General features: G+C 64.4%; 37 protein-coding genes. 1 reads left to right on the top strand and 36 read right to left on the bottom strand.

The features are described 5' to 3' along the window. The 4 genes from SCI24_RS09745 to SCI24_RS09730 form a co-directional block, all read right to left on the bottom strand. The coding region (locus SCI24_RS09745; RefSeq protein WP_318725180.1) for a lysophospholipid acyltransferase family protein at window positions 1-622 on the bottom strand (622 nt) is incomplete at its 3' end. Then, window positions 619-1,509, bottom strand: a complete 891-nt coding sequence (locus tag SCI24_RS09740) for a sugar nucleotide-binding protein (protein ID WP_318725179.1) — start codon at window positions 1,507-1,509, stop codon at window positions 619-621. The genes SCI24_RS09745 and SCI24_RS09740, both read right to left, overlap by 4 nt. A 24-nt stretch (window positions 1,510-1,533) precedes the next feature. Further along, entirely contained in the window at window positions 1,534-2,130 is a 597-nt protein-coding gene (gene ssb, locus SCI24_RS09735) for a single-stranded DNA-binding protein (RefSeq protein WP_318725178.1), read from the bottom strand. Between the two features lie 47 nt (window positions 2,131-2,177). Then, the gene (locus tag SCI24_RS09730; RefSeq protein ID WP_318725177.1) at window positions 2,178-3,572 is read right to left on the bottom strand and encodes an MFS transporter; all 1,395 of its coding nucleotides are present in this window, start codon (window positions 3,570-3,572) and stop codon (window positions 2,178-2,180) included. A gap of 159 nt (window positions 3,573-3,731) precedes the next feature. Here SCI24_RS09730 and uvrA point away from each other — a divergent pair, with 159 nt between their 5' ends. Then, window positions 3,732-6,593, top strand: coding sequence for an excinuclease ABC subunit UvrA (uvrA, locus tag SCI24_RS09725; protein ID WP_318725176.1), 2,862 nt, complete (start codon window positions 3,732-3,734; stop codon window positions 6,591-6,593). Window positions 6,594-6,826: 233 nt separating this feature from the next. Here the strand turns inward: uvrA and rplQ are convergent, their stop codons facing one another. The 32 genes from rplQ to rpsL all read right to left on the bottom strand — a co-directional run bounded on the left by rplQ (window position 6,827) and on the right by rpsL (window position 25,121). Continuing rightward, window positions 6,827-7,213 (bottom strand): 50S ribosomal protein L17, encoded by a 387-nt coding sequence (gene rplQ / locus SCI24_RS09720; protein ID WP_282734481.1) that lies wholly within the window; start codon window positions 7,211-7,213, stop codon window positions 6,827-6,829. 39 nt (window positions 7,214-7,252) lie between these two features. Next, a complete protein-coding gene (locus SCI24_RS09715; protein ID WP_106232388.1) occupies window positions 7,253-8,251 on the bottom strand; it encodes a DNA-directed RNA polymerase subunit alpha in 999 nt (332 codons plus the stop codon). A gap of 86 nt (window positions 8,252-8,337) precedes the next feature. After that, complete coding sequence (rpsD, locus tag SCI24_RS09710) at window positions 8,338-8,958, bottom strand: 30S ribosomal protein S4 (RefSeq protein WP_108447061.1); 621 nt, start codon at window positions 8,956-8,958, stop codon at window positions 8,338-8,340. A gap of 12 nt (window positions 8,959-8,970) precedes the next feature. Then, a complete protein-coding gene (rpsK, locus tag SCI24_RS09705) occupies window positions 8,971-9,357 on the bottom strand; it encodes a 30S ribosomal protein S11 (protein WP_040183105.1) in 387 nt (128 codons plus the stop codon). Window positions 9,358-9,396: 39 nt separating this feature from the next. After that, on the bottom strand, window positions 9,397-9,753 hold the full coding sequence (gene rpsM, locus SCI24_RS09700) for a 30S ribosomal protein S13 (protein WP_282734482.1): 357 nt from the start codon (window positions 9,751-9,753) through the stop codon (window positions 9,397-9,399). Window positions 9,754-9,876: 123 nt separating this feature from the next. Continuing rightward, a complete protein-coding gene (gene rpmJ / locus SCI24_RS09695; RefSeq protein WP_009099023.1) occupies window positions 9,877-9,990 on the bottom strand; it encodes a 50S ribosomal protein L36 in 114 nt (37 codons plus the stop codon). A gap of 77 nt (window positions 9,991-10,067) precedes the next feature. After that, entirely contained in the window at window positions 10,068-11,399 is a 1,332-nt protein-coding gene (gene secY, locus SCI24_RS09690) for a preprotein translocase subunit SecY (RefSeq protein WP_318725175.1), read from the bottom strand. Beyond that, window positions 11,400-11,834 carry a 50S ribosomal protein L15 gene (rplO, locus tag SCI24_RS09685; protein WP_318725174.1) on the bottom strand — a complete coding sequence of 145 codons (435 nt, stop codon included), beginning with the start codon at window positions 11,832-11,834 and terminating at the stop codon, window positions 11,400-11,402. A gap of 3 nt (window positions 11,835-11,837) precedes the next feature. Next, the gene (gene rpmD, locus SCI24_RS09680) at window positions 11,838-12,020 is read right to left on the bottom strand and encodes a 50S ribosomal protein L30 (protein WP_013331010.1); all 183 of its coding nucleotides are present in this window, start codon (window positions 12,018-12,020) and stop codon (window positions 11,838-11,840) included. A 5-nt stretch (window positions 12,021-12,025) separates the two neighbouring features. Then, window positions 12,026-12,526 (bottom strand): 30S ribosomal protein S5, encoded by a 501-nt coding sequence (gene rpsE / locus SCI24_RS09675; protein ID WP_133636904.1) that lies wholly within the window; start codon window positions 12,524-12,526, stop codon window positions 12,026-12,028. A gap of 11 nt (window positions 12,527-12,537) precedes the next feature. Further along, window positions 12,538-12,888: a 50S ribosomal protein L18 gene (gene rplR, locus SCI24_RS09670; RefSeq protein WP_102626746.1), complete on the bottom strand. Its 351-nt coding sequence runs from the start codon at window positions 12,886-12,888 to the stop codon at window positions 12,538-12,540. A 9-nt stretch (window positions 12,889-12,897) separates the two neighbouring features. After that, window positions 12,898-13,428, bottom strand: coding sequence for a 50S ribosomal protein L6 (rplF, locus tag SCI24_RS09665; RefSeq protein ID WP_278032023.1), 531 nt, complete (start codon window positions 13,426-13,428; stop codon window positions 12,898-12,900). Window positions 13,429-13,437: 9 nt separating this feature from the next. Further along, on the bottom strand, window positions 13,438-13,830 hold the full coding sequence (gene rpsH / locus SCI24_RS09660) for a 30S ribosomal protein S8 (protein ID WP_133636908.1): 393 nt from the start codon (window positions 13,828-13,830) through the stop codon (window positions 13,438-13,440). Between the two features lie 32 nt (window positions 13,831-13,862). Next, window positions 13,863-14,168, bottom strand: coding sequence for a 30S ribosomal protein S14 (rpsN, locus tag SCI24_RS09655; protein ID WP_282734485.1), 306 nt, complete (start codon window positions 14,166-14,168; stop codon window positions 13,863-13,865). 10 nt (window positions 14,169-14,178) lie between these two features. After that, complete coding sequence (rplE, locus tag SCI24_RS09650; protein ID WP_106232381.1) at window positions 14,179-14,718, bottom strand: 50S ribosomal protein L5; 540 nt, start codon at window positions 14,716-14,718, stop codon at window positions 14,179-14,181. A gap of 18 nt (window positions 14,719-14,736) precedes the next feature. Further along, on the bottom strand, window positions 14,737-15,051 hold the full coding sequence (gene rplX / locus SCI24_RS09645) for a 50S ribosomal protein L24 (protein ID WP_040183125.1): 315 nt from the start codon (window positions 15,049-15,051) through the stop codon (window positions 14,737-14,739). Window positions 15,052-15,065: 14 nt separating this feature from the next. Then, window positions 15,066-15,437, bottom strand: a complete 372-nt coding sequence (rplN, locus tag SCI24_RS09640; protein ID WP_106232380.1) for a 50S ribosomal protein L14 — start codon at window positions 15,435-15,437, stop codon at window positions 15,066-15,068. Window positions 15,438-15,489: 52 nt separating this feature from the next. Further along, window positions 15,490-15,750, bottom strand: coding sequence for a 30S ribosomal protein S17 (rpsQ, locus tag SCI24_RS09635; protein ID WP_106232379.1), 261 nt, complete (start codon window positions 15,748-15,750; stop codon window positions 15,490-15,492). Window position 15,751: 1 nt separating this feature from the next. Then, window positions 15,752-15,943 carry a 50S ribosomal protein L29 gene (gene rpmC, locus SCI24_RS09630; protein WP_040183129.1) on the bottom strand — a complete coding sequence of 64 codons (192 nt, stop codon included), beginning with the start codon at window positions 15,941-15,943 and terminating at the stop codon, window positions 15,752-15,754. Continuing rightward, window positions 15,943-16,356 (bottom strand): 50S ribosomal protein L16, encoded by a 414-nt coding sequence (gene rplP / locus SCI24_RS09625; protein WP_021819610.1) that lies wholly within the window; start codon window positions 16,354-16,356, stop codon window positions 15,943-15,945. Before rplP ends, rpmC begins: the two co-directional genes overlap by 1 nt. A 15-nt stretch (window positions 16,357-16,371) precedes the next feature. Beyond that, window positions 16,372-17,070 (bottom strand): 30S ribosomal protein S3, encoded by a 699-nt coding sequence (gene rpsC / locus SCI24_RS09620; protein ID WP_089714404.1) that lies wholly within the window; start codon window positions 17,068-17,070, stop codon window positions 16,372-16,374. 11 nt (window positions 17,071-17,081) lie between these two features. Next, window positions 17,082-17,414: a 50S ribosomal protein L22 gene (gene rplV / locus SCI24_RS09615; RefSeq protein WP_040183132.1), complete on the bottom strand. Its 333-nt coding sequence runs from the start codon at window positions 17,412-17,414 to the stop codon at window positions 17,082-17,084. Window positions 17,415-17,432: 18 nt separating this feature from the next. After that, complete coding sequence (gene rpsS / locus SCI24_RS09610; protein WP_089714455.1) at window positions 17,433-17,708, bottom strand: 30S ribosomal protein S19; 276 nt, start codon at window positions 17,706-17,708, stop codon at window positions 17,433-17,435. Window positions 17,709-17,741: 33 nt separating this feature from the next. After that, window positions 17,742-18,572, bottom strand: coding sequence for a 50S ribosomal protein L2 (gene rplB / locus SCI24_RS09605; protein WP_318725173.1), 831 nt, complete (start codon window positions 18,570-18,572; stop codon window positions 17,742-17,744). A 17-nt stretch (window positions 18,573-18,589) separates the two neighbouring features. Further along, window positions 18,590-18,886 (bottom strand): 50S ribosomal protein L23, encoded by a 297-nt coding sequence (gene rplW, locus SCI24_RS09600; protein WP_089714412.1) that lies wholly within the window; start codon window positions 18,884-18,886, stop codon window positions 18,590-18,592. Continuing rightward, window positions 18,883-19,491, bottom strand: coding sequence for a 50S ribosomal protein L4 (gene rplD / locus SCI24_RS09595; RefSeq protein ID WP_106232376.1), 609 nt, complete (start codon window positions 19,489-19,491; stop codon window positions 18,883-18,885). Before rplD ends, rplW begins: the two co-directional genes overlap by 4 nt. Before the next feature lie 14 nt (window positions 19,492-19,505). Continuing rightward, window positions 19,506-20,144 (bottom strand): 50S ribosomal protein L3, encoded by a 639-nt coding sequence (rplC, locus tag SCI24_RS09590; protein ID WP_318725172.1) that lies wholly within the window; start codon window positions 20,142-20,144, stop codon window positions 19,506-19,508. A 163-nt stretch (window positions 20,145-20,307) separates the two neighbouring features. Further along, the gene (rpsJ, locus tag SCI24_RS09585) at window positions 20,308-20,619 is read right to left on the bottom strand and encodes a 30S ribosomal protein S10 (RefSeq protein WP_021819602.1); all 312 of its coding nucleotides are present in this window, start codon (window positions 20,617-20,619) and stop codon (window positions 20,308-20,310) included. A 163-nt stretch (window positions 20,620-20,782) separates the two neighbouring features. Further along, entirely contained in the window at window positions 20,783-21,976 is a 1,194-nt protein-coding gene (gene tuf / locus SCI24_RS09580) for an elongation factor Tu (RefSeq protein ID WP_250063410.1), read from the bottom strand. A gap of 29 nt (window positions 21,977-22,005) precedes the next feature. Continuing rightward, window positions 22,006-24,126: an elongation factor G gene (gene fusA / locus SCI24_RS09575; protein WP_318725171.1), complete on the bottom strand. Its 2,121-nt coding sequence runs from the start codon at window positions 24,124-24,126 to the stop codon at window positions 22,006-22,008. Window positions 24,127-24,156: 30 nt separating this feature from the next. Beyond that, window positions 24,157-24,627 carry a 30S ribosomal protein S7 gene (gene rpsG / locus SCI24_RS09570; protein ID WP_040183143.1) on the bottom strand — a complete coding sequence of 157 codons (471 nt, stop codon included), beginning with the start codon at window positions 24,625-24,627 and terminating at the stop codon, window positions 24,157-24,159. 119 nt (window positions 24,628-24,746) lie between these two features. Next, window positions 24,747-25,121 carry a 30S ribosomal protein S12 gene (gene rpsL / locus SCI24_RS09565; RefSeq protein ID WP_071943783.1) on the bottom strand — a complete coding sequence of 125 codons (375 nt, stop codon included), beginning with the start codon at window positions 25,119-25,121 and terminating at the stop codon, window positions 24,747-24,749. Window positions 25,122-25,164 lie beyond the last annotated feature (43 nt).

Here is a 25,164-nt window from a genome sequence, read left to right as displayed (position 1 = left end):
GCTCGCCCACCTCCAGCGACAGGCGCCCCGGGCGCTTGACCCAGTGGCGCCCCGGCCAGCGCTCCCCGGCATTGTGCGCCACCGGCACCACCGGCACCCCGGCGCGGCAGGCGATCACCGCACCGCTCTTGTTGTAGCGGCGACGGCTGCCCGGCGCCACCCGGGTCCCCTCGGGGAAGATCAGCACCGAGAGCCCCTCGTCGAGCCGGGTCTTGCCCTGGGTGAGCACCTGCTTCATGGCCCGCGCCGGCTTGCTGCGGTCCAGGGCGATGGGATGCAACAGGCGCAGCCCCCAGCCGAAGATCGGGATGTTCAGCAGCTCCCGCTTGAGCACCGTGCAGACCGGCGGATGCAGCAGCTGCAGGTAGACGGTCTCCCACTCGGACTGGTGGTTGGCGAGGATGACGCAGGGCCCCTCGGGCAGGCGCTCATGGCCACGGAAGTCGTAGCGCACCCCGCAGACCAGGCGGAACCAGGCGATGATGAAGTGGTTGTAGAGGTTGAGCAGGCGATAGCGGGAGCGCAGCGGCAGGAAGGGCGCCGGCGGCAGGAAGAGCACGCCGCAGACCAGCATGGCCAGGAAGTAGCCGGCATAGAAGACCAGGCTGCGGATCACGTTCATCGGGGCATCGACTCCTCTGTCGCCTCGCCGTCATCCCTGGCCAGGCACCAGGTATCCAGCATGCGCCCGACCTCGAGGCGCCAGGGCTTCTGGTGGACGCCGAACACGTCCAGCACCCGCCGGCAGTTGAGCACGCGACGCAGCGGCTGGTCGTGGTGGTGGTTCAGCGCCTTGACGCTGCCCAGGGCGACCCGCTCACCACGTCCCTCGAGCCGCGTGGCGAGCTGGGTGCGTACCATGGAGACGAAGGTGTAGGCACTCACCGGCTCGGTGCCGGCCAGGTGGTAGCTGCCCCAGGCCTCGGCCCCGCAGTACTGCTGCTGGAGCATGCCGATCAGCGCCATGGCCACGGCATCCGCCGAGGTCGGGCAGAAGATCACGTCGGATTCGGCGCGCACCTCGCCGCCATCCATCAGGGTGTCGAGCAGCTCGCTGAGCCAGGCCTGGCTGCCCTCCAGGGCGAACAGCGGCCCCAGGCGCACGATCAGGTGCCGGGGGTACTCGGCCCGGATCCGGTCGCCGGTGCGGATCAGCCGCCTCAGGCTGTCGTCGCGGGGCTCGGGGATCACGTGCTCGTCGATGGGGACCTCGAGGCCGTCCTCGTAGAGCTGGTCGGAAACACACCACACCAGCGGGATGCCCGCCTCGCGACACGCCTCCATGCAGGCCTCGACCGCCTCGGCATGGGCCGTGACGGTCGCCGGCTCGGCGGTGATCGGCCGCGACAGCGGCGGGATCACCAGCGCATCCGGGCTCAGCTCCTCGAGCAACCGGGGGCTGGGCGCCAGGCCGGGCTCGATGGTCAGCTCGGTGTCGCTGCGCCGGTTGGCCTCGCGCGCCAGCGCCAGGCTCAGGCAGTGCCCGGCCTCCAGGATCAGCAGCTTCACGGCACCTCCTCGGCTGGCCCCTGCTTAGAACGGGATCTCGTCATCGAAATCGTCGAAGCTGCCCGGATCCGGGGCACCATAGTTGCCGCCCTGCTGCTGCCCGCCACCCTGCTGCGGAGGGGCCGGCTGCGGGGCAGGGCGCTGGGGCTGGCCGCCACCGACGTTGCCGCCCTGCGGCGGGGCGTTGCCGTAGCCGCCCTGCTGGGGCGCCGGACCGCCGAAGTTGCCGCCCTGCTGGGGCTGGCCGCCGTACTGCCCCCCCTGCTGGCCACCGAAGTCGCCGCCGCGGGAGTCGAGCATCTGCATGTCGTTGGCGACGATCTCGGTGGTGTACTTGTCCTGGCCGTTCTGGTCCTGCCACTTGCGGGTCTGCAGGCGGCCCTCGATATAGACCTTGCTGCCCTTCTTGAGGTACTGCTGGGCGATCTCGGCGGTCTTGTTGAACAGCACGATCCGGTGCCACTCGGTGCGTTCCTGGCGCTGGCCGCTCTGCTTGTCCATCCAGGTATCGGTGGTGGCCAGGTTGAGGTTGGCAACGGCAGTACCGGAGGGCGTGAAGCGCACCTCGGGATCCTGGCCCAGATTGCCGATGAGGATGACCTTGTTGATGCCACGGGCCATGAGGGACTCCTTGCTGTCATGAATGCGTTGTAAGGATCATACGCGGCTCAGGCGCCGCTGTGGTGATTCCCGGAACCGGTGAGGCGTGCCAGGGCCTGCTCGTCGAGGCGCTGGCGGTCCACCTTGAGATAGGCCAGGCGCTCCTCGGGGACGACCAGCACGTCCTCGACCCCGGCCACCTCGGCGAATCGCGCCATCAGGGTGTCCAGGGCATCTTCCTGATCATTGTCGTCCAGCGCCACCACCTCGCTGGTGAGGTGGCGGGGAGGCGCCATGCCGGCCATCACCGCCAGCCAGGCCAGGCCCACCAGGCCGCAGCCGACGAAGACCGCGGAGAGCCCCCACTGCTGGACCAGGGCGCCCCCCAGCACCCCGCCCAGGAAGGCCCCCAGGAACTGGCTGGTGGAATAGATGCCCATGGCGGTGCCCTTGGCCCCGGCCGGGGCCAGCTTGCTCAGCATCGACGGCAGGGTGGCCTCGAGCAGGTTGAAGGCGATGAAGAACAGCAGCAGCCAGCCGAAGAGCGCCGGGAAGCCGTCGCCCAGGCCGGCCAGCCCGAACAGGCTCAGGGTGATGGCGGTGATCGCCGACAGGCACATGGCCTTCATGCGCCGCCGCTTCTCGGCGATGATCACCAGCGGCACCATGGCCACGAAGGCCAGCAGCATGATGCCCAGGTAGGTGAGGCCATGGCGCTCGACGGCGATACCCGCCTCGACCAGCCGGAAGGGCACGGCGACGAAGATCGCCATCAGCACCAGGTGCAGGGCGAAGATCGAGATGTCCATCCGCCACAGGTCGCCGCGCGCGAGGATGCCGCGCAGCTGGCCGCGGTCCATGCCCACGTCCCGGTGGCGCACCCGACGCGGCGCCGGCGGCACCAGCTTCCACAGCACCGCCAGCCCCAGGGCCGCCAGGACCGCGGTGAACCAGAAGACCCCGGCCAGGCCGAAGCCGGCGGCGAGCCAGGGACCGAGCACCATGGCCACGGCGAAGGCCACGCCGATGGAGAGCCCGATGGTGGCCATGGCGGCGGTGCGTACCTGCTCCCGGGTCTGGTCGGCGAGCAGCGCCATGATCGCCGCGGCCACCGCCCCGCTGCCCTGCAGGCAGCGCCCCAGGATCACCCCGCCGATGGAGTCGGCGCCGGCGGCCACCACACTGCCGAGCAGGAACAGCACGAGCCCCGCGGCGATCACCGACTTGCGCCCCAGGCGGTCGGAGAGCAGGCCGAAGGGGATCTGCAGCACCGCCTGGGTGAGGCCGTAGATTCCCAGCGCCAGGCCGACCAGCAGCGGCGTCGCCCCCCTCAGGTCGTCGGCATACAGGGCCAGCACCGGCAGCACCATGAACAGGCCCAGCATGCGCGTGGCATAGAGCCCCGCAAGCCCGGTGATGGCGCGACGCTCGGTGGCTAACAGCAGTCCTGAGACCTTTCGCATGGCGGTTCGAGCTTCCGTGGACGGACCCTGGGCCCGGAGGTGGACCGCATATTCTAGCGGCTCGCCACCCTGCAGGGAAAGCCGATGGCGGCCCGCGCTTTGCCGCCGGTGCGGCCCGCCCCGTATAATCGAGCTTTTGCCGCGTCCGGCGAGGTGGGAATGGACACAATTCTGGTCAGGGGTGCCCGCACCCACAACCTGAAGAACATCGACGTCGAACTGCCCCGCGACAGGCTGATCGTGGTCACCGGGCTCTCCGGCTCGGGCAAGTCGTCGCTGGCCTTCGACACCCTCTACGCCGAGGGCCAGCGCCGCTACGTGGAATCGCTCTCCACCTACGCGCGCCAGTTCCTGTCGATGATGGAAAAGCCCGACGTCGACCATATCGAGGGGCTCTCCCCGGCGATCTCCATCGAGCAGAAGTCCACCTCCCACAACCCGCGCTCCACCGTGGGCACCATCACCGAGATCTACGACTACCTGCGCCTGCTGTTCGCCCGCGCCGGCACCCCGCGCTGCCCGGAACACGGCGAGGACCTGGAGGCCCAGACGGTCTCGCAGATGGTCGACCAGGTGCTGACCCTGCCCGAGGGCAGCAAGCTCATGCTGCTGGCCCCGGTGGTCAAGGGACGCAAGGGCGAGCACCTGCAGCTGCTCGCCGAGCTGCGCGCCCAGGGCTTCGTGCGCGCCATGGTCGACGGCCAGGTGCTGGAGCTCGACGACATCGCCCCGCTCGACAAGAACAAAAAGCACGACATCAGCGTGGTGGTCGACCGCCTCAAGGTGCGCGACGGCCTGCAGCAGCGCCTGGCGGAGTCCTTCGAGACGGCCCTCAACCTGGCCGACGGCGTGGCGACGGTCCACTTCATGGACGGAGAGCACGAGGAGATCGCCTTCTCGGCGCGCTTCGCCTGTCCGGTGTGCGGCTACTCCATCGCCGAGCTCGAGCCGCGCATGTTCTCCTTCAACAACCCGGCCGGCGCCTGCCCCACCTGCGACGGCCTGGGCGTGCAGCAGTTCTTCGACCCCGACAAGCTGATCAGCCACCCCGAGCTGTCGCTGGCCGAGGGGGTGATCAAGGGCTGGGACCGGCGCAGCGTCTACTACTTCAACCAGCTGCAGGCCGTGGCCGACCACTACCGCTTCACCCTGGAGACCCCCTGGCAGGACCTGGCGCGGCACGAGCGCGAGATCATCCTGTACGGCAGCGGCAGCGACGACATCGCCTTCAGCTACGTCAACGACCGCGGCCGCAAGGTGACCCGCGAGCACCCCTTCGAGGGCGTGCTGCCCAACATGCAGCGTCGCTATCGCGAGACCGAGTCCAGCATGGTGCGCGAGGACCTGGCGCGCCACATCGCCGTCCAGCCCTGTCCCACCTGCCACGGCTCGCGGCTGCGCAAGGAGTCGCGCCACGTCTACATCGACGACCGCACCCTGCCGCAGCTGGTCCACCTGCCCATCGGCGAGGCGCTGAGCTACTTCGGCGAACTCAGCCTGCCGGGACGCAAGGGCGAGATCGCCGTCAAGATCGTCAACGAGATCCACGCCCGCCTGGAGTTCCTGGTCAACGTGGGGCTCGACTACCTGAACCTGGAGCGCAGCGCCGAGACCCTCTCCGGCGGCGAGGCCCAGCGCATCCGCCTGGCCAGCCAGATCGGCGCCGGCCTGGTGGGGGTGATGTACATCCTCGACGAGCCCTCCATCGGCCTGCACCAGCGCGACAACGATCGCCTGCTGCAGACCCTGGAGCGCCTGCGCGACCTGGGCAACACCGTGATCGTGGTCGAGCACGACGAGGACGCCATCCGCGCCGCCGACCACGTGCTCGACATCGGCCCCGGCGCCGGCGTGCATGGCGGCCGCATCGTCGCCCAGGGCACCCCGCAGGAGATCATCGCCACGCCGGAGTCGCTCACCGGCCAGTACCTCGCCGGCACCCGGCGCATCGAGGTCCCGCCCTGGCGCATTCCCGGCAACCCGGAGAAGGTGGTGCGCCTGACCGGCGCCCGGGGCAACAACCTCCAGGACGTCACCCTCGAGCTGCCGCTGGGCCTGTTCGTGTGCATCACCGGCGTCTCCGGTTCCGGCAAGTCGACGCTGATCAACGCCACCCTGATGCCCATCGCCGCCCGGGAGCTCAACCGCGCCACCAGCCTGACGCCGGAGGCCCATGACCGCATCGAGGGCCTCGATCACCTCGACAAGGTGATCGACATCGACCAGAGCCCCATCGGCCGCACCCCGCGCTCAAACCCGGCCACCTACACCGGCATCTTCACGCCCATCCGCGAGCTGTTCGCCGGCACCCAGGAGGCGCGCTCGCGGGGCTACAAGCCGGGCCGCTTCTCCTTCAACGTCAAGGGCGGGCGCTGCGAGGCGTGCCAGGGCGAGGGCATGATCAAGGTGGAGATGCACTTCCTGCCGGACATCTACGTGCCCTGCGACGTCTGCAAGGGCAAGCGCTACAACCGCGAGACCCTGGAGATCGCCTACAAGGGCAAGAGCATCCACGAGGTCCTGGAGATGACAGTGGAGGAGGCCCTGGCCTTCTTCTCGCCGGTGCCGGCCATCGCCCGGCGGCTGCAGACCCTGCTCGACGTGGGGCTCTCCTACATCCGCCTGGGGCAGAGCGCCACCACGCTCTCCGGCGGCGAGGCCCAGCGGGTCAAGCTGGCCCGGGAGCTGGCCAAGCGCGATACCGGCAAGACCCTCTACATCCTCGACGAGCCCACCACCGGCCTGCACTTCGAGGACATCCGCCAGCTGCTCACGGTGCTGCACCGGCTGCGCGACCACGGCAACACCATCGTGGTGATCGAGCACAACCTGGACGTGATCAAGACCGCCGACTGGCTGATCGACCTCGGCCCCGAGGGCGGCTCCGGCGGCGGGCGCATCATCGCCGAGGGCACGCCCGAGCAGGTCGCACGCATGGAAGCGTCGCACACCGGCCGCTTCCTCAAGCCGCTGCTGGAGCGCGCCAAGGCCAGCAAGGCGGAGCCGGAGACCACTGCATAGCGGCAAGGAGCAAGGAGCAAGGAGCAAGGAGCAAGGAGCAAGGAGCAAGGAGCAAGGAGCAAGGAGCAAGGAGCAAGGAGCAAGGCAGCATGCTCCCGCCATCCAGACTCACCAGGGATTCCTTGCCACTTGCTCTGGCCGAAGGCCAGCCTTGCCACTTGCCACTCAAAGAAAAAACCGGCTCCCCTTGGGGAGCCGGTTTGGCGTGCCACTGGCGGAAGGCCGGTCGAGGATCACTCCTCGGCGGCGGCTTCCTCGACGACCGGACGGTCGACCAGTTCGACGAAGGCCATGGGGGCGTTGTCGCCGGTGCGGTAGCCGCACTTGAGGATACGGACGTAACCGCCCGGACGCTCGGCGTAACGCGGCCCCAGCTCGTTGAAGAGCTTGCCGACCGCTTCCTTCGAGCGAGTGCGGCTGAAGGCCAGACGACGATTGGCGACGCTGTCCTGCTTGGCCAGGGTGATCAGCGGCTCGATGACGCGACGCAGCTCCTTGGCCTTGGGCAGGGTTGTCTTGATCACTTCGTGCTCGACCAGCGAGACGGACATGTTCTTGAACATGGCCTGGCGGTGCGAGCTGGTGCGATTCAGGTGACGACCACTCTTACGATGACGCATGGTTGTGATTCCTTACCAAACTGGGACTCGAGTCGAGGCTCACGCGGAGGCCTTGTCGTCCTTCAGGCTTGCCGGCGGCCAGTTCTCCAGCCGCATGCCCAGGGAAAGCCCGCGGGCGGCCAACACGTCCTTGATCTCATTCAGGGACTTCTTGCCGAGATTGGGGGTCTTCAGCAGCTCCACCTCGGTGCGCTGGATCAGATCCCCGATGTAGTAGATGTTCTCGGCCTTCAGGCAGTTGGCGCTGCGAACGGTCAACTCGAGATCGTCTACGGGGCGCAGCAGGATCGGATCGATGTGATCCTCTTCCTCCACCACTTCCTGCTCCTTGTCGGCTTCCAGGTCGACGAAGGCGGCCAGCTGCTCCTGCAGGATGGTCGCGCTGCGACGGATCGCCTCTTCCGGATCCAGGGTGCCGTCGGTTTCCAGGTTGATGATCAGCTTGTCGAGGTCGGTGCGCTGTTCGACACGCGCGGCCTCGACGCTGTAGGAAACCCGGCGCACGGGGCTGAAGGTAGCATCCAGCTGCAGGCGACCGATGGCGCGCGACTCGTCGTCGGCATCGCCACGCACGTCCGCCGGCTCATAGCCGCGGCCGCGAGCGACCTTGAGCTGCATCTTCAGCTCGGAACCCTCGTTGACGTGGGCGATGACATGCTCGGGGTTGACGATCTCGACGTCATGGTCGAGAGCGATGTCCCCTGCAGTCACGACGGCCGGCCCCTGCTTGTTCAGCGAGAGCACTGCCTCGTCGCGGCTGTGCATCCGGAGCGCCACGTCCTTGAGGTTCAGGAGGATTTCGATGACATCTTCCTGGACGCCCTCGATCGCGCTGTACTCGTGTTCGACACCGGCGATCTCGGCCTCCACCACGGCACAGCCGGGCATGGACGAGAGCAGGATGCGACGCAGGGCATTCCCCAGCGTGTGGCCGAAGCCCCGCTCGAAGGGTTCGAGCACGATCTTTGCGTGGTGTGCGCTGATCTCTTCGACCTTGATGTCGCGAGGACGGAGAAACTCTGTCACTGAACGCTGCATATGAACACCTTTCAGGCTGCCAAACGGATTGTCGGTACTCTCAAACCGCTCCCCGCGGGCGGGGAGCGGCACGACGCGGGCGCCGCTTACTTGGAGTACAGCTCGACGATCAGGTTTTCGTTGATGTCGGCAGACAGGTCACCGCGTTCGGGCAGGGCCTTGAAAGTGCCTTCCATCTTCTTGGCATCGGTCTCGACCCAGACCACGTCGCCGCGGTTGGCGGCGATGGCCAGGGAAGTCTGGATGCGCGCCTGGTTCTTCGCCTTCTCGCGCACGGAGACCACGTCACCAGGCTTGACCTGGTAGGAGGCCACGTTGACGGTCTTGCCGTTGACGGCGATCGCCTTGTGGCTGACCAGCTGACGTGCCTCGGAACGCGTGGAGCCGAAGCCCATGCGGTAGACGACGTTGTCCAGTCGGGATTCGAGAAGCTGCAGCAACAACTCGCCGGTCGCGCCCTTCAGGCGGGCCGCTTCCTTGTAGTAGTTGCGGAACTGCTTCTCGAGTACGCCGTACATGCGACGTACTTTCTGCTTCTCGCGAAGCTGCAAGCCGTAGTCGGAAAGACGCTGACGGCGCTGGCCGTGCACACCCGGGATCTGCTCGGATTTGCACTTCTTCTCGAAGGGAGTGACACCGCTCTTGAGGAAGAGGTCGGTCCCCTCACGACGAGACAGTTTGCACTTCGGTCCAATGTAACGAGCCATGAATCTGTCTCCTTAAACGCGGCGTTTCTTCGGCGGACGGCAGCCATTGTGGGGAATGGGCGTCGCGTCGGTGATGCTCTGCACGCGGAAGCCGGCGGCATTGAGCGCGCGCACGGCGGATTCACGGCCAGGACCGGGGCCCTTGACCAGCACGTCGACGTTTTTCACACCATACTCGGCTGCAGCAGTCGCTGCACGCTCGCTTGCCACTTGAGCAGCGAACGGGGTGCTCTTGCGAGAACCACGAAAACCCGAACCACCGGCAGTCGCCCAGGAAAGGGCGTTGCCCTGGCGGTCTGTGATCGTAATGATCGTGTTGTTAAAAGAGGCGTGGATATGCGCGATGGCATCCACTACCTGCTTTTTAACCTTTTTACGGTTGCTACGCGGGTTAGCCATGTTGATGTCTATTCCTGTCTTTACGCCAGAACGTGCGTGTTATTTGCGGATCGGCTTGCGCGGGCCCTTGCGGGTACGCGCATTGGTCTTGGTACGCTGACCACGCAGCGGAAGACCACGACGATGACGCAGACCACGATAGCAACCCAGGTCCATGAGACGCTTGATGTTAAGCGTGACATCACGACGCAGGTCACCTTCCACGGTGTACTTGCCGACTTCGGACCGCAGGGTATCCAGATCTTCACTGGACAGCTCCTGGATCTTGGTGGTCGGCGCGATGCCGGTCGCGGCACAGATGTCCTGAGCGCGCGTACGGCCAATCCCGAAGATATAGGTCAGCGAGATCGCCGCATGCTTGTTGTCCGGGATATTGACGCCTGCAATACGGGCCATCAGCTTACTCCGAAATTTGAGCGGCTTGCTCGATTAATCATCTACAAAAGGCGCAACAGCATACCCCTTTCCTCGCTCGAGGACAAGGGGCATGCCAGCACCCGGTTCAGTGCAGCGTCGGGATCAACCCTGGCGCTGCTTGTGCCGCGGCTCGATGCAGATGACGCGCACGGCGCCATTGCGACGAATGATCTTGCAGTTGCGGCACATTTTCTTCACGGAAGCTCGAACTTTCATCGTTCTATCTCCATAGTTGGCTCGCGACGCGGGCCAACGGTTCAGCTCGCGGCGCACCAAATCGCCAGCGGCGCGCCTCAGCGCATGATGCCGCCGCTACCGTAGCCTTTCAGGTTGGACTTCTTCATCACCGACTCGTACTGGTGCGACATGAGGTGCGACTGCACCTGGGCCATGAAGTCCATGATGACCACTACCACGATCAGCAGCGAGGTACCGCCGAAGAAGAACGGCACGTTCCAGGCCACGATCAGGAACTGGGGCATCAGGGAAACCGCAGTGATGTAGAGGGCACCGAACAGGGTCAGACGGGTCATGACCTTGTCGATGTAGCGAGCGGTCTGCTCGCCAGGGCGAATGCCCGGCAGGAAGGCCCCTGACTTCTTGAGGTTGTCAGCGACATCCTTGGGGTTGAAGACCAGCGCTGTGTAAAAGAAGCAGAAGAATACCACCGCCGCGCCGAAAAGCAAGATGTAGAGCGGCTGACCCGGGCCCAGGGCCTGGGACGCACGCTGCAGCCATTCCATGCCCTCGCCGGCACCGACCCACTGTCCCAGCGAGGCCGGGAACAGCAGGATGCTCGACGCGAAGATCGCCGGAATCACGCCCGCCATGTTGACCTTGAGCGGCAGGTAGCTGCTCTGGCCGGCATACATCTTGTTGCCCACCTGGCGACGCGGGTAGTTCACCGTAAGGCGGCGCTGGCCGCGCTCGATGAACACCACGAAGGCCACGGTGGCCACACCCAGCACGGTCAGGGCCAGCAGCGGCAGGACATTCCAGGCCCCCTCGTTGCGGGCCAGCTCGAAGGCCTGCCCCACGGCGCCCGGCAGGCCGGCGACGATACCCGCGAAGATCAGCAGCGAGATGCCGTTGCCGATGCCCTTCTCGGTGATCTGCTCGCCCAGCCACATCAGGAACACCGCCCCGGTGACGAAGGTCACGATGGCGGTGAAGTAGAAGCTGAAGTCGGCCGTGTAGGCGATCCCCTGGCTGGCCAGACCCACCGACATGCCGGTGGCCTGGACCAGGGCCAGCAGCACGGTGCCGTAGCGCGTGTACTGGCTGATCTTGCGGCGGCCGGCCTCACCCTCCTTCTTGAGCTGTTCAAGATGGGGCGAGACCGCGGTCATCAGCTGCATGATGATCGACGCCGAGATGTAGGGCATGATGCCCAGCGCCATGATGCTCATGCGCTCCAGGGCGCCACCCGAGAACATGTTGAACATGCCCAGGATGGTGCCCTGCTGCTCCCTGAACAAGGCAGCAAGCTGGTCAGGATTGATACCGGGAACGGGGATGTGGGCACCGATACGGTAGACCACGATGGCGAGGAGCACGAAGCGCAGACGCGCCCAGAGTTCACCCAGACCGCTGCCCATCGCCGGCATGTTTCCTGACTTGGCCATTTAGTCCTCTACCTTGCCGCCGGCGGCTTCGATCGCGGCACGGGCACCGTTGGTGACCTTGATGCCGCGGACCGTGACCGCCTTGTTCAGTTCGCCGGACAGGATCACCTTGGCATGCTTGGTGGCGTCCTTCAGCACGTTGGCTTCCTTGAGAGTCTCCAGGGTGACTTCGTCACCCGCGACCCGGGCCAGTTCGCCCAGGCGGACTTCCTCGGAAACCAGCGACTTCGCGGAGGTGAAGCCGAACTTGGGCAGGCGCCGCTGCAGCGGCATCTGACCGCCCTCGAAACCGGGCTTCACGCTGCCGCCGCTGCGCGACTTGAGGCCCTTGTGGCCACGGCCGCCGGTCTTGCCCAGACCGGAGCCGATGCCACGGCCGACGCGCTTCTCGGCGTGCTTGGAGCCCGGTGCCGGGCTCAGGCTATTGAGTTTCATGGATTACTCTCCCTCAACACGCACAAGGTAGTTGACCTTGTGGATCATGCCGCGGACGGCAGGGGTGTCTTCCAGTTCAACCGTGTGACCGATGCGACGCAGGCCGAGGCCCTTCATGGTGGCCTTGTGCTTGGCCAGTACGCCGATGGTGCTGCGGGTCTGGGTAACCTTGATCGTTGCTGACATGGTGCTTACCCCGTGATCGCTTCGACAGGCAGACCGCGCTTGGCGGCCACGTCTTCCGGCGACTGCAGGGAGGCCAGACCGTTGACGGTCGCCCGCACCACGTTCACCGGGTTGGTGGAGCCGTAGCACTTGGCCAGGACGTTATGCACGCCGGCCAGTTCGAGCACGGAGCGCATGGCACCGCCGGCGATGATCCCGGTACCCTCGGAGGCGGGCTGCATGTACACCTTGGAGGCGCCGTGACGGGCCTTGACGGGGTACTGCAGGGTGCCACCGGTGAGGTTCACCTTGACCATGTTGCGACGCGCCTGGTCCATGGCCTTCTGGATCGCCACCGGCACTTCACGCGCCTTGCCGCGACCGAAACCCACACGACCGTTACCGTCACCCACGACGGTCAAGGCGGTGAAACCGAAGATTCGGCCACCCTTGACCACCTTGGCGACACGGTTGATCTGCACGAGCTTTTCCTGCAGATCGCCGCTTTGCTGTTCGTTCTTCGCCATCGTAAAACCCTTTAGAATTCCAGGCCGCCTTCACGAGCGGCGTCGGCCAGGGCCTTCACACGACCGTGGTACTTGAAGCCGGCACGATCGAAGGCCACCTGGGTGATGCCAGCCTGCTTGGCGCGTTCGGCAATCAGTGCGCCCACCTTGGCGGCGGCGTCGGCATTGCCGGTCGCACCCTCGCGCAGGGCCTTGTCCAGCGTGGAAGCGCTGGCGAGGACCTTGCCACCATCCGGCGAGATGATCTGCGCGTAGATGTGGCGGGGGGTACGGTTGACGCACAGGCGATACACGCCCAGCTCGCGGATCTTGGCGCGAGCACGGCGGGCACGACGGAGACGAGATTCTTTCTTCGCGTTCATAACCCTGCCTTACTTCTTCTTGGCTTCTTTGCGACGCACCTGCTCGTCGGCGTACCGGACACCCTTGCCCTTGTAGGGCTCGGGCGGACGGAAGGCGCGGATTTCCGCAGCACACTGGCCGAGCTTCTGCTTGTCCGCGCTTTTCAGCACGATGACGGTGTTCTTGGGCGTTTCCGCCGTGACACCTTCAGGCAGCGTGTAGTCGACCGGGTGCGAGAAGCCCAGTGTAAGATTGAGCGTCTGGCCCTTGGCCTGGGCACGATAACCGACGCCGATGATTTCGAGGCTCTTGGTGAAGCCCTCGCTGACACCGGTGACCAGGTTCTGGACCAGGGCACGGGTGGTACCGACCATTGCCCAGCTCTTCGCGGACTCGCTCGGCTGGAAGGTCAGCTGCCCCTCTTCCTGGCCGATCACCACATCGGGGTGAACGGTCTGGGACAGGGTGCCCTGGCTGCCCTTGACGGACAGCTGGTCACCGTCGAGCTTGACCTCGACGCCTGCGGGCAATTTGACCGGATATTTGGCTACGCGGGACATTCCAAACTCCTAGAATACGGTGCAGATGACTTCACCACCGACACCCGCCTGACGCGCCGCACGATCGGTCATCACCCCGTTGGAGGTGGTGACGATGGCGATGCCCAGACCTTCGGCGACCTTCGGCAGCGCGTCCTTGCCCTTGTACTGGCGCAGGGACGGCTTGGAAACCCGCTGCAGGTGCTCGATGACCGGCTTGCCCTCGAAGTACTTGAGGGTCACGGTCAGCTCGGGCTTGGCGGTCTCGCTGACGGCGAAGTCGCTGATGTAGCCCTCTTCCTTCAGCACGCGGGCCACCTCGACCTTGAGCTTGGAGGACGGCATGGAAACCGTCTCCTTGGTGGCCATCTGCGCATTGCGGATACGGGTGAACATATCCGCCAGAGTGTCTTGCATGCTCATTTACGTTGCGCTCCTGATGATTCTACGTGGCGTTACCAGCTGGACTTCTTGAGCCCGGGCACGTCGCCACGCATGGCGGCTTCACGCAGCTTGTTGCGGCCGAGGCCGAACTTGTTGTAGTAGCCGTGCGGACGACCCGTGATGCGGCAGCGGTTGCGCTGACGCACCGGGCTGGAGTCGCGCGGCAACTGCTGCAGCTTGAGCTGCGCGTCGAAGCGCTCTTCGTCAGAAGCGTTGACGTCCTGGATGATCGCCTTGAGCTCGGCGCGCTTGGCGGCATACTTCGCCACCAGCTTGGTGCGCTTGAGCTCGCGCTCTACCATGCTTTTCTTTGCCATGATCCCACCCTTATTTCTTGAACGGGAAGTTCAACGCGCCGAGTAGCGCGCGACCTTCTTCATCGGTTTTGGCGGTGGTGGTGATGGTGACATCCAGACCACGGATCCGGTCGATCTTATCATACTCGATCTCCGGGAAGATGATCTGCTCACGCACCCCCATGGAGTAGTTGCCACGACCGTCGAAGGACTTCGGGTTGAGACCACGGAAGTCACGAACGCGGGGGATCGCGATATTCACCAGGCGATCGAGGAAGTCCCACATGCGCTCGGAGCGCAGGGTCACCTTGATCCCGATCGGCCAGCCTTCACGCACCTTGAAGCCCGCGATGGACTTGCGTGCCTTGGTCACCAGCGGCTTCTGACCGGAGAGCTTCTCCAGGTCGCCGATGGCGTTGTCGATCAGCTTCTTGTCGCTGGTCGCTTCGCCGATACCCATGTTCAGGGTCACCTTGGTGACCCGCGGTACCTGCATCACGTTGGCGTAGCTGAACTGCTCTTGGAGTTGAGCCACCACCTCGTTCTGATAACGTTCTTTCAAGTTCGCCATTTTGCTATCCGACTCGCGTTAGGCGTCGATCTGCGACTGCGTCGACTTGTAGATACGTACCTTGGTACCGTCTTCCTGAACCTGGAAGCCGACGCGATCCGCCTTGCCGGTCTCCTGGTTGAAGATGGCCACGTTGGACGCGTGAATCGGTGCCTCGCGCTCGACGATACCGCCCTGGTTGCCCGCCATCGGGTTGGGCTTGGTGTGACGCTTGATCATGTTCACACCGGACACCACGAAGCGGTTTTCGAGAACCCGCTTGACGGTGCCGCGCTTGCCCTTGTCCTTGCCGGCGATGACGATCACTTCATCGTCACGTTTGATCTTTTGCATATCCGCCTCGCTCCTTACAGCACTTCAGGCGCCAAGGAAATGATCTTCATGAACTTCTCGTTGCGAAGCTCACGCGTCACCGGCCCGAAGATACGGGTGCCGATCGGCTGATCGTTGGTGTTGTTCAACAGCACAGCCGCATTTCCATCGAAGCGGATCAGCGACCCGTCGTTACGACGGACGCCACTACGGGTGCGAACCACCACCGCCTTGAGGACCTGGCCCTTCTTGACCTTGCCACGCGGAATGGCTTCCTTCACCGTGACCTTGATGATGTCACCGATGCGGGCGTAGCGACGGTGAGAACCGCCCAGCACCTTGATGCACTGCACCCGGCGCGCTCCGCTGTTGTCGGCGACATCCAGCATTGTCTGAGTCTGAATCATCGGTTTTCTCCAAACCTAATCTGACTGCACTGGATTGACCGGCCTGAGCCGATCAACCCTTGGCCTGTTCGACGACTTCGATCAGGGTCCAGGCCTTGTTCTTCGACAGCGGACGGCATTCCTGGATGGACACCGTATCGCCGGCCTTGGCCTGGTTCGACTCGTCGTGGGCGTGCAGCTTGGTGGAGCGCTTGACGTATTTGCCGTAGATCGGGTGGCGCTCACGACGCTCGATCATCACAACGATGGACTTGTCCATCTTGTCGCTCACCACCTTGCCGGTGAGCGTACGGGCTTTCTTCTCTTCAGCCATCTCAGTCACCTGCCTTCTCGTTGAGCACAGTCTTCACGCGGGCAATGTCCCGACGAACCTGCTTGAGCAGATGAGTCTGGCTCAGCTGACCGGTGGCCTTCTGCATGCGCAGGTTGAACTGCTCGCGGAGGAGCTCGAAGAGCTGCTCCTGGAGCTGCTCGGCTGACTTCTCACGAATTTCCTGGGCTTTCATCACATCACCGTCCGTTTCACAAAGGTGGTGGAGACCGGGAACTTCTGGGCAGCCAGGGCGAATGCCTCGCGAGCCAGCTCCTCGGAAACGCCTTCGATCTCGTACAGGACCCGACCCGGCTGGATCTGCGCGACCCAGTACTCGACGGAGCCCTTCCCCTTACCCATGCGGACTTCCAGCGGCTTCTTGGAAATCGGCTTGTCCGGGAAGACACGGATCCAGATCTTGCCGCCACGCTTGACGTGACGGGTGATGGCACGACGACCGGCCTCGATCTGACGGGCGGTGACACGGCCCCGGCCAGTGGCCTTGAGGCCATACTCGCCGAAGCTTACCTTGCTTCCGCGATGCGCCAGGCCACGGTTGCGGCCCTTCTGCATCTTGCGGAACTTCATACGCTTGGGTTGTAACATCGACTCGCTCTCCCCTTACCTGGAACCTTTCTTCTTGGAGGGCGCGGCCTGCGGCTGTTTCGCCTTGGCGCGGACCTCCTCGATGCCCCCGAGGATTTCACCCTTGAAGACCCAGACCTTGACTCCGATGATGCCGTAGGTGGTCTTGGCCTCGTAGGTGGCGTAGTCGATGTCCGCGCGCAGGGTATGCAGCGGGACGCGACCTTCCCGGTACCATTCGGTACGGGCGATTTCCGCGCCGCCGAGGCGACCGGACAGCATCACCTTGATACCGCCGGCGCCCAGGCGCATGGCGTTCTGCACGGACCGCTTCATGGCGCGACGGAACATCACGCGACGCTCGAGCTGGCCGGCGATGTTCTGCGCGACGAGCTTGGCATCGAGTTCCGGCTTGCGGACTTCCTCGATGTTGACGTGCACGGGCACGCCCATCATCGCGGTGACGTCGCGACGCAGGCGGTCGACGTCCTCGCCCTTCTTGCCGATCACGATGCCCGGACGGGCAGTGTGAATGGTGATGCGGGCGTTGTTGGCCGGGCGCTCGATGGTGATGCGGCTCACGGACGCATTCTTCAGGCGCTCTTCCAGGAAGCGACGCACTTCGAGGTCGCTGTTCAGCTTGTCGGCATAGGCGCCGCGCTCGGCATACCACACCGAGGTATGGTCCTTGACGATACCCAGGCGAATGCCTGTTGGATTGACTTTCTGACCCATCTGGTCGACTCCTACTTCTCGGCTACCTTGACGGTGATGTGGCAAGTGCGCTTCAGGATGCGATCCGCACGGCCCTTGGCGCGCGGACGGATGCGCTTGAGCGTCATGCCCTCATCGACGCAGATGGTCGAGACACGCAGCTCGTCGATATCCATGCCGTCGTTTTCTTCCGCATTCGCGATGGCGGACTGCAGCACCTTCTTGACCAGCTTCGCGGCCTTCTTCGGGGAGAAGGTCAGCAGGTCGAGCGCCTCGGCGACAGGTTTACCGCGCACCTGGTCAGCCACCAAACGGGCCTTCTGGGCGGATAAACGAGCGCCACGCAGCTTTGCTGTGACTTCCATCTCTCAATCCTCTCTGGCTTACCGTTTGGCTTTCTTGTCCGCCACATGACCGCGGTAGAGGCGGGTAGCAGCGAATTCGCCCAGCTTGTGGCCAACCATTTCCTCGGAGACGTGCACCGGGACGTGTTGGCGACCGTTATGGACTGCAATGGTGAGCCCGACCATGTTGGGCAGGATCATCGAGCGACGCGACCAGGTCTTGATCGGTTTGCGATCGCTCTTCTCCACTGCAGTCTCAACCTTCTTCAGCAGATGAAGGTCAATAAAGGGACCTTTCTTCAGTGAACGTGGCACAGCCGTTACCTCTTGATGTCTTGGCGTTGGATCTTATTTCCGGGCCTTGCGGCGACGGATGATCAGCTTGTCGGTGCGCTTGTTCTTGCGGGTCTTGTGGCCCTTGGTGGGGATGCCCCACGGAGACACCGGGTGACGTCCGCCGCTGCTGCGGCCTTCGCCGCCGCCGTGCGGGTGATCCACCGGGTTCATGGCCACGCCGCGAACGGTCGGGCGCACCCCTCTCCAGCGCTTCGCACCGGCCTTGCCAAGCTGACGCAGGCTGTGCTCGGAGTTGCTCACTTCCCCCAGGGTCGCGCGGCACTCGGCCAGCACCTTGCGCATCTCGCCGGAGCGCAGACGCAGGGTGGCATAGTTGCCTTCACGGGCGACCAGCTGGGCACTGGTACCGGCGCTGCGTGCAAGCTGGGCGCCCTTGCCAGGCTTGAGCTCGATGCAGTGCACGGTGGAACCCAGCGGGATATTGCGCAGCGGCAACGCGTTGCCCTTCTTGATGGGCGCGTTGACACCGGACTCGAGACGGTCGCCGGCGCTCACGCCCTTGGGCGCGATGATGTAGCGACGCTCGCCGTCGAGGTACTTGAGCAGGGCAATGTGTGCGCTGCGGTTCGGGTCATGCTCCAGGCGCTCGACGACGGCCGGGATGCCATCCTTGGTGCGCTTGAAGTCGATGATCCGGTAGTGATGACGGTGACCACCGCCCACGTGGCGGGTGGTGATGCGACCGTAGTTGTTACGGCCACCGGACTTGGACTGTTTCTCGAGCAGCGGCGCGTAGGCGCGGCCCTTGTACAGCTCCTCACCAACGATCTTGACGACGTGGCGACGACCGGCGGATGTGGGTTTAGTCTTGACGATTGCCATGATCCGTACTCCTGCCCTTATTCGGCGCCAGAGAAGTCTTCAAGCGTCTCGCCGGCGGCCAGTGTCACGTACGCCTTGCGATAACCCTTGCGGTGACCCAGACCCTGCGCGGTGCGCTTGGTCTTGCCCTTCATGTTCAGCACCTGAACACGGTCGACCTTCTTGCCGAACAGCTCCTGTACGGCAGCCTTGATCTCGGGCTTGGTCGCGTCGCTTGCCACCTTGAACACGTACTGGTTGCGCTCGGCGGCCATGGCGGCCTTCTCGGTCACGTGCGGACCAAGCAGAACCTTGAATACACGCTCCTGGTTCATGCCAGCTTCTCCTCGAATTTACGCAGGGCGGAGACGGTGACCAGCACCTTGTCGAAGGCGACCAGGCTCACCGGGTCAGCGGCGGCGACGTCCACCACATCCACGTTGGGAATGTTGCGGGCGGCGAGGTACAGGTTCTCGTCGACTTCCTCGGTGACGATCAGTACCTTCTCCAGGCCCAGCTCCTCGAGCTTGGCAACCAGCTGCTTGGTCTTGGGGGCCTCGACGGCGAAGCCATCGACGGCCACCAGGCGCTCCTGGCGAACCAGCTCGGAGAGGATCGAGCGCATGGCCGCACGGTACATCTTGCGGTTGACCTTCTGGGAATGGTCCTGCGGACGAGCCGCGAAGGTCACGCCGCCGCTGCGCCAGATCGGCGAGCGGATGGTACCGGCGCGGGCACGACCGGTGCCCTTCTGGCGCCACGGCTTCTTGCCGCCGCCGCGCACGTCGGAACGGTTCTTCTGGGCACGCGTACCCTGGCGACCACCGGCCAGATAGGCGGTGACGACCTGGTGCACGAGGGCCTCGTTGAATTCTTTGCCAAAGGTGGCATCGGATACTTCGACAGTACCGGCGCCTGCACCTGCAAGATTCAGATTCATCGGTAAGTTCCCCTTCAGCCTGCTTTGACGGCGCTGCGCACGATGACATCACTGCCGGTAGCACCGGGTACGGCACCCTTGATCAGCAGCAGGTTGCGTTCGGCGTCGACACGGACGACTTCCAGGCTCTGCACGGTGCAGCGAACATTGCCCATCTGGCCGGCCATCTTCTTGCCCTTGAACACGCGGCCCGGCGTCTGGCACATACCGATGGAACCCGGCGCGCGATGCGACAGGGAGTTACCGTGGGTGTTGTCCTGGGTGCGGAAGTTCCAGCGCTTGACGGCGCCCTGGAAACCCTTGCCTTTGGAGGTGCCGGTCACGTCGATCATCTGACCAGCTTCGAAGAGGGATACGGTGAGTTCGCCGCCCACTTCCGGAGCATCAAAGCCTTCGGGAAGGCGGAACTCCATCAGCGAACGACCGGCCTCGACACCTGCCTTGGCGAATTGCCCGGCCTGGGCTTTCGACAGATGCTTGGCCTTGCGGGAGCCGGTTGTCACCTGAACCGCGGCGTAGCCGTCGGTCTCGACGGACTTCACGCGCGTCACGCGGTTGGGCTCAACCTCGATCACGGTCACGGGCACGGATGCGCCATCCTCGGTGAAGACGCGGGTCATACCGGCCTTCCTACCGACTAAACCGATAGTCATTCTCAGTCTCCTTTAGTGTACGGGGCTGTCACCCGCTATGGCTGCCCTTTCCAGAGCATTCCACTAGCACGTTGTATGACGCCATCCCGGCGTGGCGGCTGCTGCGAGGCGCTGCCTTTCAGTGGGCAGACCAGGCGCTGGGCCGCGAGTGTCTAGTGTGGTGTCAGTCGAGCTTGATCTGCACGTCCACGCCGGCGGCGAGGTCGAGCTTCATCAGGGCATCAACGGTCTTTTCGGTGGGCTCGACGATATCGAGCACCCGCTTGTGGGTACGAATCTCGTACTGGTCGCGCGCGTCCTTGTTGACGTGCGGAGAGATCAGCACGGTATAACGCTCGCGATTGGTCGGCAGAGGAATCGGACCACGGACCTGGGCGCCGGTACGCTTGGCGGTTTCTACGATCTCCGCGGCGGACTGGTCGATCAGGCGATGGTCGAAGGCCTTCAACCGAATGCGAATCTTCTGGTTCTGCATTTGCCCTAACTCCAATGGATTCTGACGGCGCGAGCCGTCAACCCACGCATTCAAAGGATGCGCATTATAGGCACGCCGGCGACGAGAGTCAAACACTCGCTTCCGGTGCGCAGAAAGGGGGCTCCTGGCGGAGCCCCCTTCGATCGGTCAAGCAGCGAAGCGCTTACTCGATGATCTTGGCCACGACGCCGGCGCCGACGGTACGGCCACCTTCACGGATGGCGAAGCGCAGGCCGTCATCCATGGCGATCGGGGCGATCAGGGTGACAACCATCTTGACGTTGTCGCCCGGCATGACCATCTCGACGCCTTCCGGCAGCTCACAGGTACCGGTGATGTCGGTGGTACGGAAGTAGAACTGCGGACGGTAGCCCTTGAAGAACGGGGTGTGACGACCACCCTCGTCCTTGGACAGCACGTACACCTCGGCCTCGAACTTGGTGTGCGGGGTGATGGTACCCGGCTTGGCCAGGACCTGACCACGCTCGACGTCGTCACGCTTGGTGCCGCGCAGCAGGGCGCCGACGTTCTCACCGGCACGACCTTCGTCGAGCAGCTTGCGGAACATCTCGACGCCGGTCACGACGGTCTTGACGGTGTCCTTGATACCGACGATCTCGACTTCCTCGCCGGCCTTGACCACGCCGCGCTCGACGCGGCCGGTGACCACGGTGCCACGGCCGGAGATGGAGAACACGTCCTCGATCGGCATCAGGAACGGCTGGTCGATGGCACGCTCCGGCTCCGGGATGTACTCGTCCAGGGCCTTGATCAGGTTGGCAACGGCGGTGGTACCCATGCCGTTGTCGTCCTTGCCTTCCAGGGCCATCAGGGCGGACCCGGTGATGATCGGGGTGTCGTCACCCGGGAAGTCGTACTCGTCGAGGAGTTCACGGACTTCCATCTCGACCAGCTCGAGCAGCTCCTCGTCGTCGACCATGTCGGCCTTGTTCAGGAACACGACGATGTACGGCACGCCGACCTGGCGAGACAGCAGGATGTGCTCGCGGGTCTGCGGCATGGGGCCGTCGGCGGCGGACACGACCAGGATGGCGCCGTCCATCTGGGCGGCACCGGTGATCATGTTCTTGACGTAGTCGGCGTGCCCCGGGCAGTCCACGTGCGCGTAGTGACGCGACTCGGACTGGTACTCGACGTGAGAGGTGGCGATGGTGATGCCGCGCTCACGCTCTTCCGGCGCATTGTCGATGGCGTCGAACTCGCTCCAGTCGCCACCGAACACCTCGGCGGAAACGCGAGTCAGGGCCGCAGTCAGCGTGGTCTTGCCGTGGTCGACGTGACCGATGGTACCGACGTTGACGTGCGGTTTGGAACGTTCAAATTTTTCCTTAGCCACTGCTATAACCTCTTTACGTTAGCTAACGGTTAACCGTTCTGGTTGATGACGGCTTCAACGACGCTGGACGGCGCCTCTTCGTAGTTCGCAAACTCCATGACGTAGCTTGCGCGGCCCTGGGTCTGAGAGCGCAGGTCGGTCGCGTAACCGAACATCTCAGCCAGAGGTACCGTGGCGCGGATGATCTTGCCCATGGAGGAGTCATCCATGCCCTGGACGAGACCCCGACGGCGGTTCAGGTCGCCCATGACGTCACCCATGAACTCCTCGGGGGTCACGACCTCGACCTTCATCACCGGCTCGAGGAGCACGGCCTTGGCCTTCTTGGCACCTTCCTTGACCGCCATGGAAGAGGCAACCTTGAACGCGGTCTCGTTAGAGTCCACGTCATGGTAGGAACCGTCGAACAGCGTGACCTTGACGTCAATCATCGGGTAGCCCGCGATGACACCGTTCTGCAGCTGCTCGTAGGCCCCTTTCTCGACGGCCGGCACGTATTCCTTGGGAACCACGCCGCCAACGATCTCCGAGGCGAACTTGAAGTGCATGTCCTCGTCTTCGCCCTTGTCCTCAGCCGTGAGCGGCTCGATGCGCAGGTGCACATGACCGTACTGGCCGCGACCGCCTGACTGGCGAACGAACTTGCCTTCCTGCTCGACCTTGGCGCGGATGGTCTCGCGGTAGGCCACCTGCGGCTTGCCGATGTTGGCATCGACCTTGAACTCGCGACGCATGCGGTCGACGAGGATGTCGAGGTGCAGCTCGCCCATGCCGGAGATGATGGTCTGGCCGGTCTCCTCGTCGGTGCGCACCTGGAAAGAGGGGTCTTCCTGGGCCAGCTTGCCCAGCGCCACGCCCATCTTCTCCTGGTCGGCCTTGGACTTCGGCTCCACGGCCACGGAGATCACCGGATCCGGGAACTCCATGCGCTCGAGCACGATCTTGTCGTTCAGGTCGCACAGGGTATCACCGGTGGTGACGTCCTTCAGGCCGATGCAGGCGGCGATGTCGCCGGCCAGCACTTCCTTGATCTCCTCGCGGGAGTTGGCGTGCATCTGGACGATACGGCCGACGCGCTCCTTCTTCTCCTTGACGGAGTTGTAGACGCTGTCGCCCGACTTCAGCACGCCCGAGTAGACGCGGATGAAGGTCAGGGTGCCGACGAAGGGGTCGGTGGCGATCTTGAAGGCCAGCGCGGAGAAGGGGGCGCTATCGTCCGCCTCGCGGGTGGCGATGGTGCCGTCCTTGTCGTCCAGCTCGCCCTCGATGGCCTTCACCTCGGTGGGTGACGGCATGTACTCGATGACGCCGTCCAGCACCGCCTGGACGCCCTTGTTCTTGAACGCCGAGCCACAGGTGACCAGCACGATCTCGTTGTCGAGGGTACGACGACGCAGGCCGGCCTTGATCTCCTCGATGGAGAGCTCGCCCTCCTCGAGGTACTTGTCCATCAGCTCCTCGGAGGCCTCGGCGGCCGCCTCGACCATCTCCTCGCGGTACTTCTCGGCGGTCTCCTGGAGTTCGGCGGGGACGTCCACCAGCTCGTAGTTCATGCCGAGGCTGTCCTCGTCCCACAGGATCGCCTTCATCCTGATCAGGTCGACGACACCCTTGAACTCTTCCTCGGTGCCCCAGTTGATCTGGATCGGCACGGCGTTGGCACCCAGCTTCTGCTTCAGCTGGTCGACGACCATGAAGAAGTCGGCGCCGGTACGGTCCATCTTGTTGACGAACACCATGCGCGGGACTTCGTACTTGTTGGCCTGGCGCCAGACGGTCTCGGTCTGGGGCTGCACGCCGGACGAGCCGCACAGCACGACCACGGCTCCGTCGAGCACGCGCAGGGAGCGCTCCACCTCGATGGTGAAGTCGACGTGCCCCGGGGTGTCGATGATGTTGATGCGGTGCTCGTCGAACTGCTTGTCCATGCCCTGCCAGAAGCAGGTGGTCGCCGCGGAGGTGATGGTGATACCACGCTCCTGCTCCTGCTCCATCCAGTCCATGGTGGCTGCGCCATCATGGACCTCGCCGACCTTGTGGGAGAGGCCGGTGTAGAACAGGACGCGCTCGGTGGTGGTGGTCTTGCCGGCATCGACGTGCGCCACGATGCCGATGTTGCGATAGCGCTTTAGTGGAGTCTTGCGAGCCACGATGGAACTCCCCTGTGGTTGGCGATGCGTTTAGAAGCGGTAGTGAGAGAAGGCCTTGTTGGCCTCTGCCATGCGATGCACGTCTTCCCGCTTCTTGACGGCCGAGCCCTTGCCTTCGGCGGCATCGAGCATCTCGCCGGCGAGGCGCAGCACCATGGTCTTCTCGCCACGGCGACGGGCCGCATCGACCAGCCAGCGCATGGCCAGCGCATGGCGGCGCGAGGGGCGAACTTCCACGGGCACCTGATAGGTCGCACCGCCGACGCGGCGGGACTTGACCTCGACCATGGGCTGGATGGCTTCCAGCGCCTTGTCGAAGATCTCCAGCGGCTCTTCCTTGCTACGCTCGGCAACCCTGTCCAGCGCACCATAGACGATACGCTCAGCTACGGACTTCTTGCCGCCGATCATCAGGTGGTTCATGAACTTCGCCAGGCGCTCGCTTCCGAACTTGGGATCCGGGAGGATCTCGCGCTTGGCCGCAACTCTTCTTCTAGGCATGATAAGCCCTCATCAAAGGATCCTTCAGGTAAACCCGAGACTCCTGCCGGCGGCAGCGCTCGACCTTACTCTTATCAGACCGTGGTCAAAATGGGGTGACTGCTGCGTGCCGCGGCCGGTCAGACCTTGGGACGCTTGGTGCCGTACTTGGAACGGCCCTGCTTGCGGTTCTGCACGCCGGAGGTGTCCAGGGCGCCACGCACGGTGTGATAGCGCACACCGGGAAGGTCCTTGACGCGACCGCCGCGGATCAGGACCACGGAGTGCTCCTGGAGGTTGTGCCCTTCACCGCCGATGTACGAGGAGACCTCGTAGCCGTTGGTCAGGCGAACACGGCACACCTTGCGCAGTGCGGAGTTCGGCTTCTTCGGGGTGGTGGTGTAGACGCGGGTGCAGACGCCGCGCTTCTGCGGGCAGGCCTGCAGCGCAGGCACGTCGCTCTTGGCGGCCTGGCGCTTGCGCGGCTTGCGCACGAGCTGATTGATCGTTGCCATGGTGTGTAGCTGACTCCAATGGGTTGCCTTGCCTTCCAGCGGG

Origin of the sequence: Halomonas sp., from assembly GCF_033549285.1 — a bacterium.
Classification (GTDB): domain Bacteria; phylum Pseudomonadota; class Gammaproteobacteria; order Pseudomonadales; family Halomonadaceae; genus Halomonas.
Note: the sequence above shows the minus strand (reverse complement) of the source record. Positions and strands in the feature narration are given on the sequence as shown.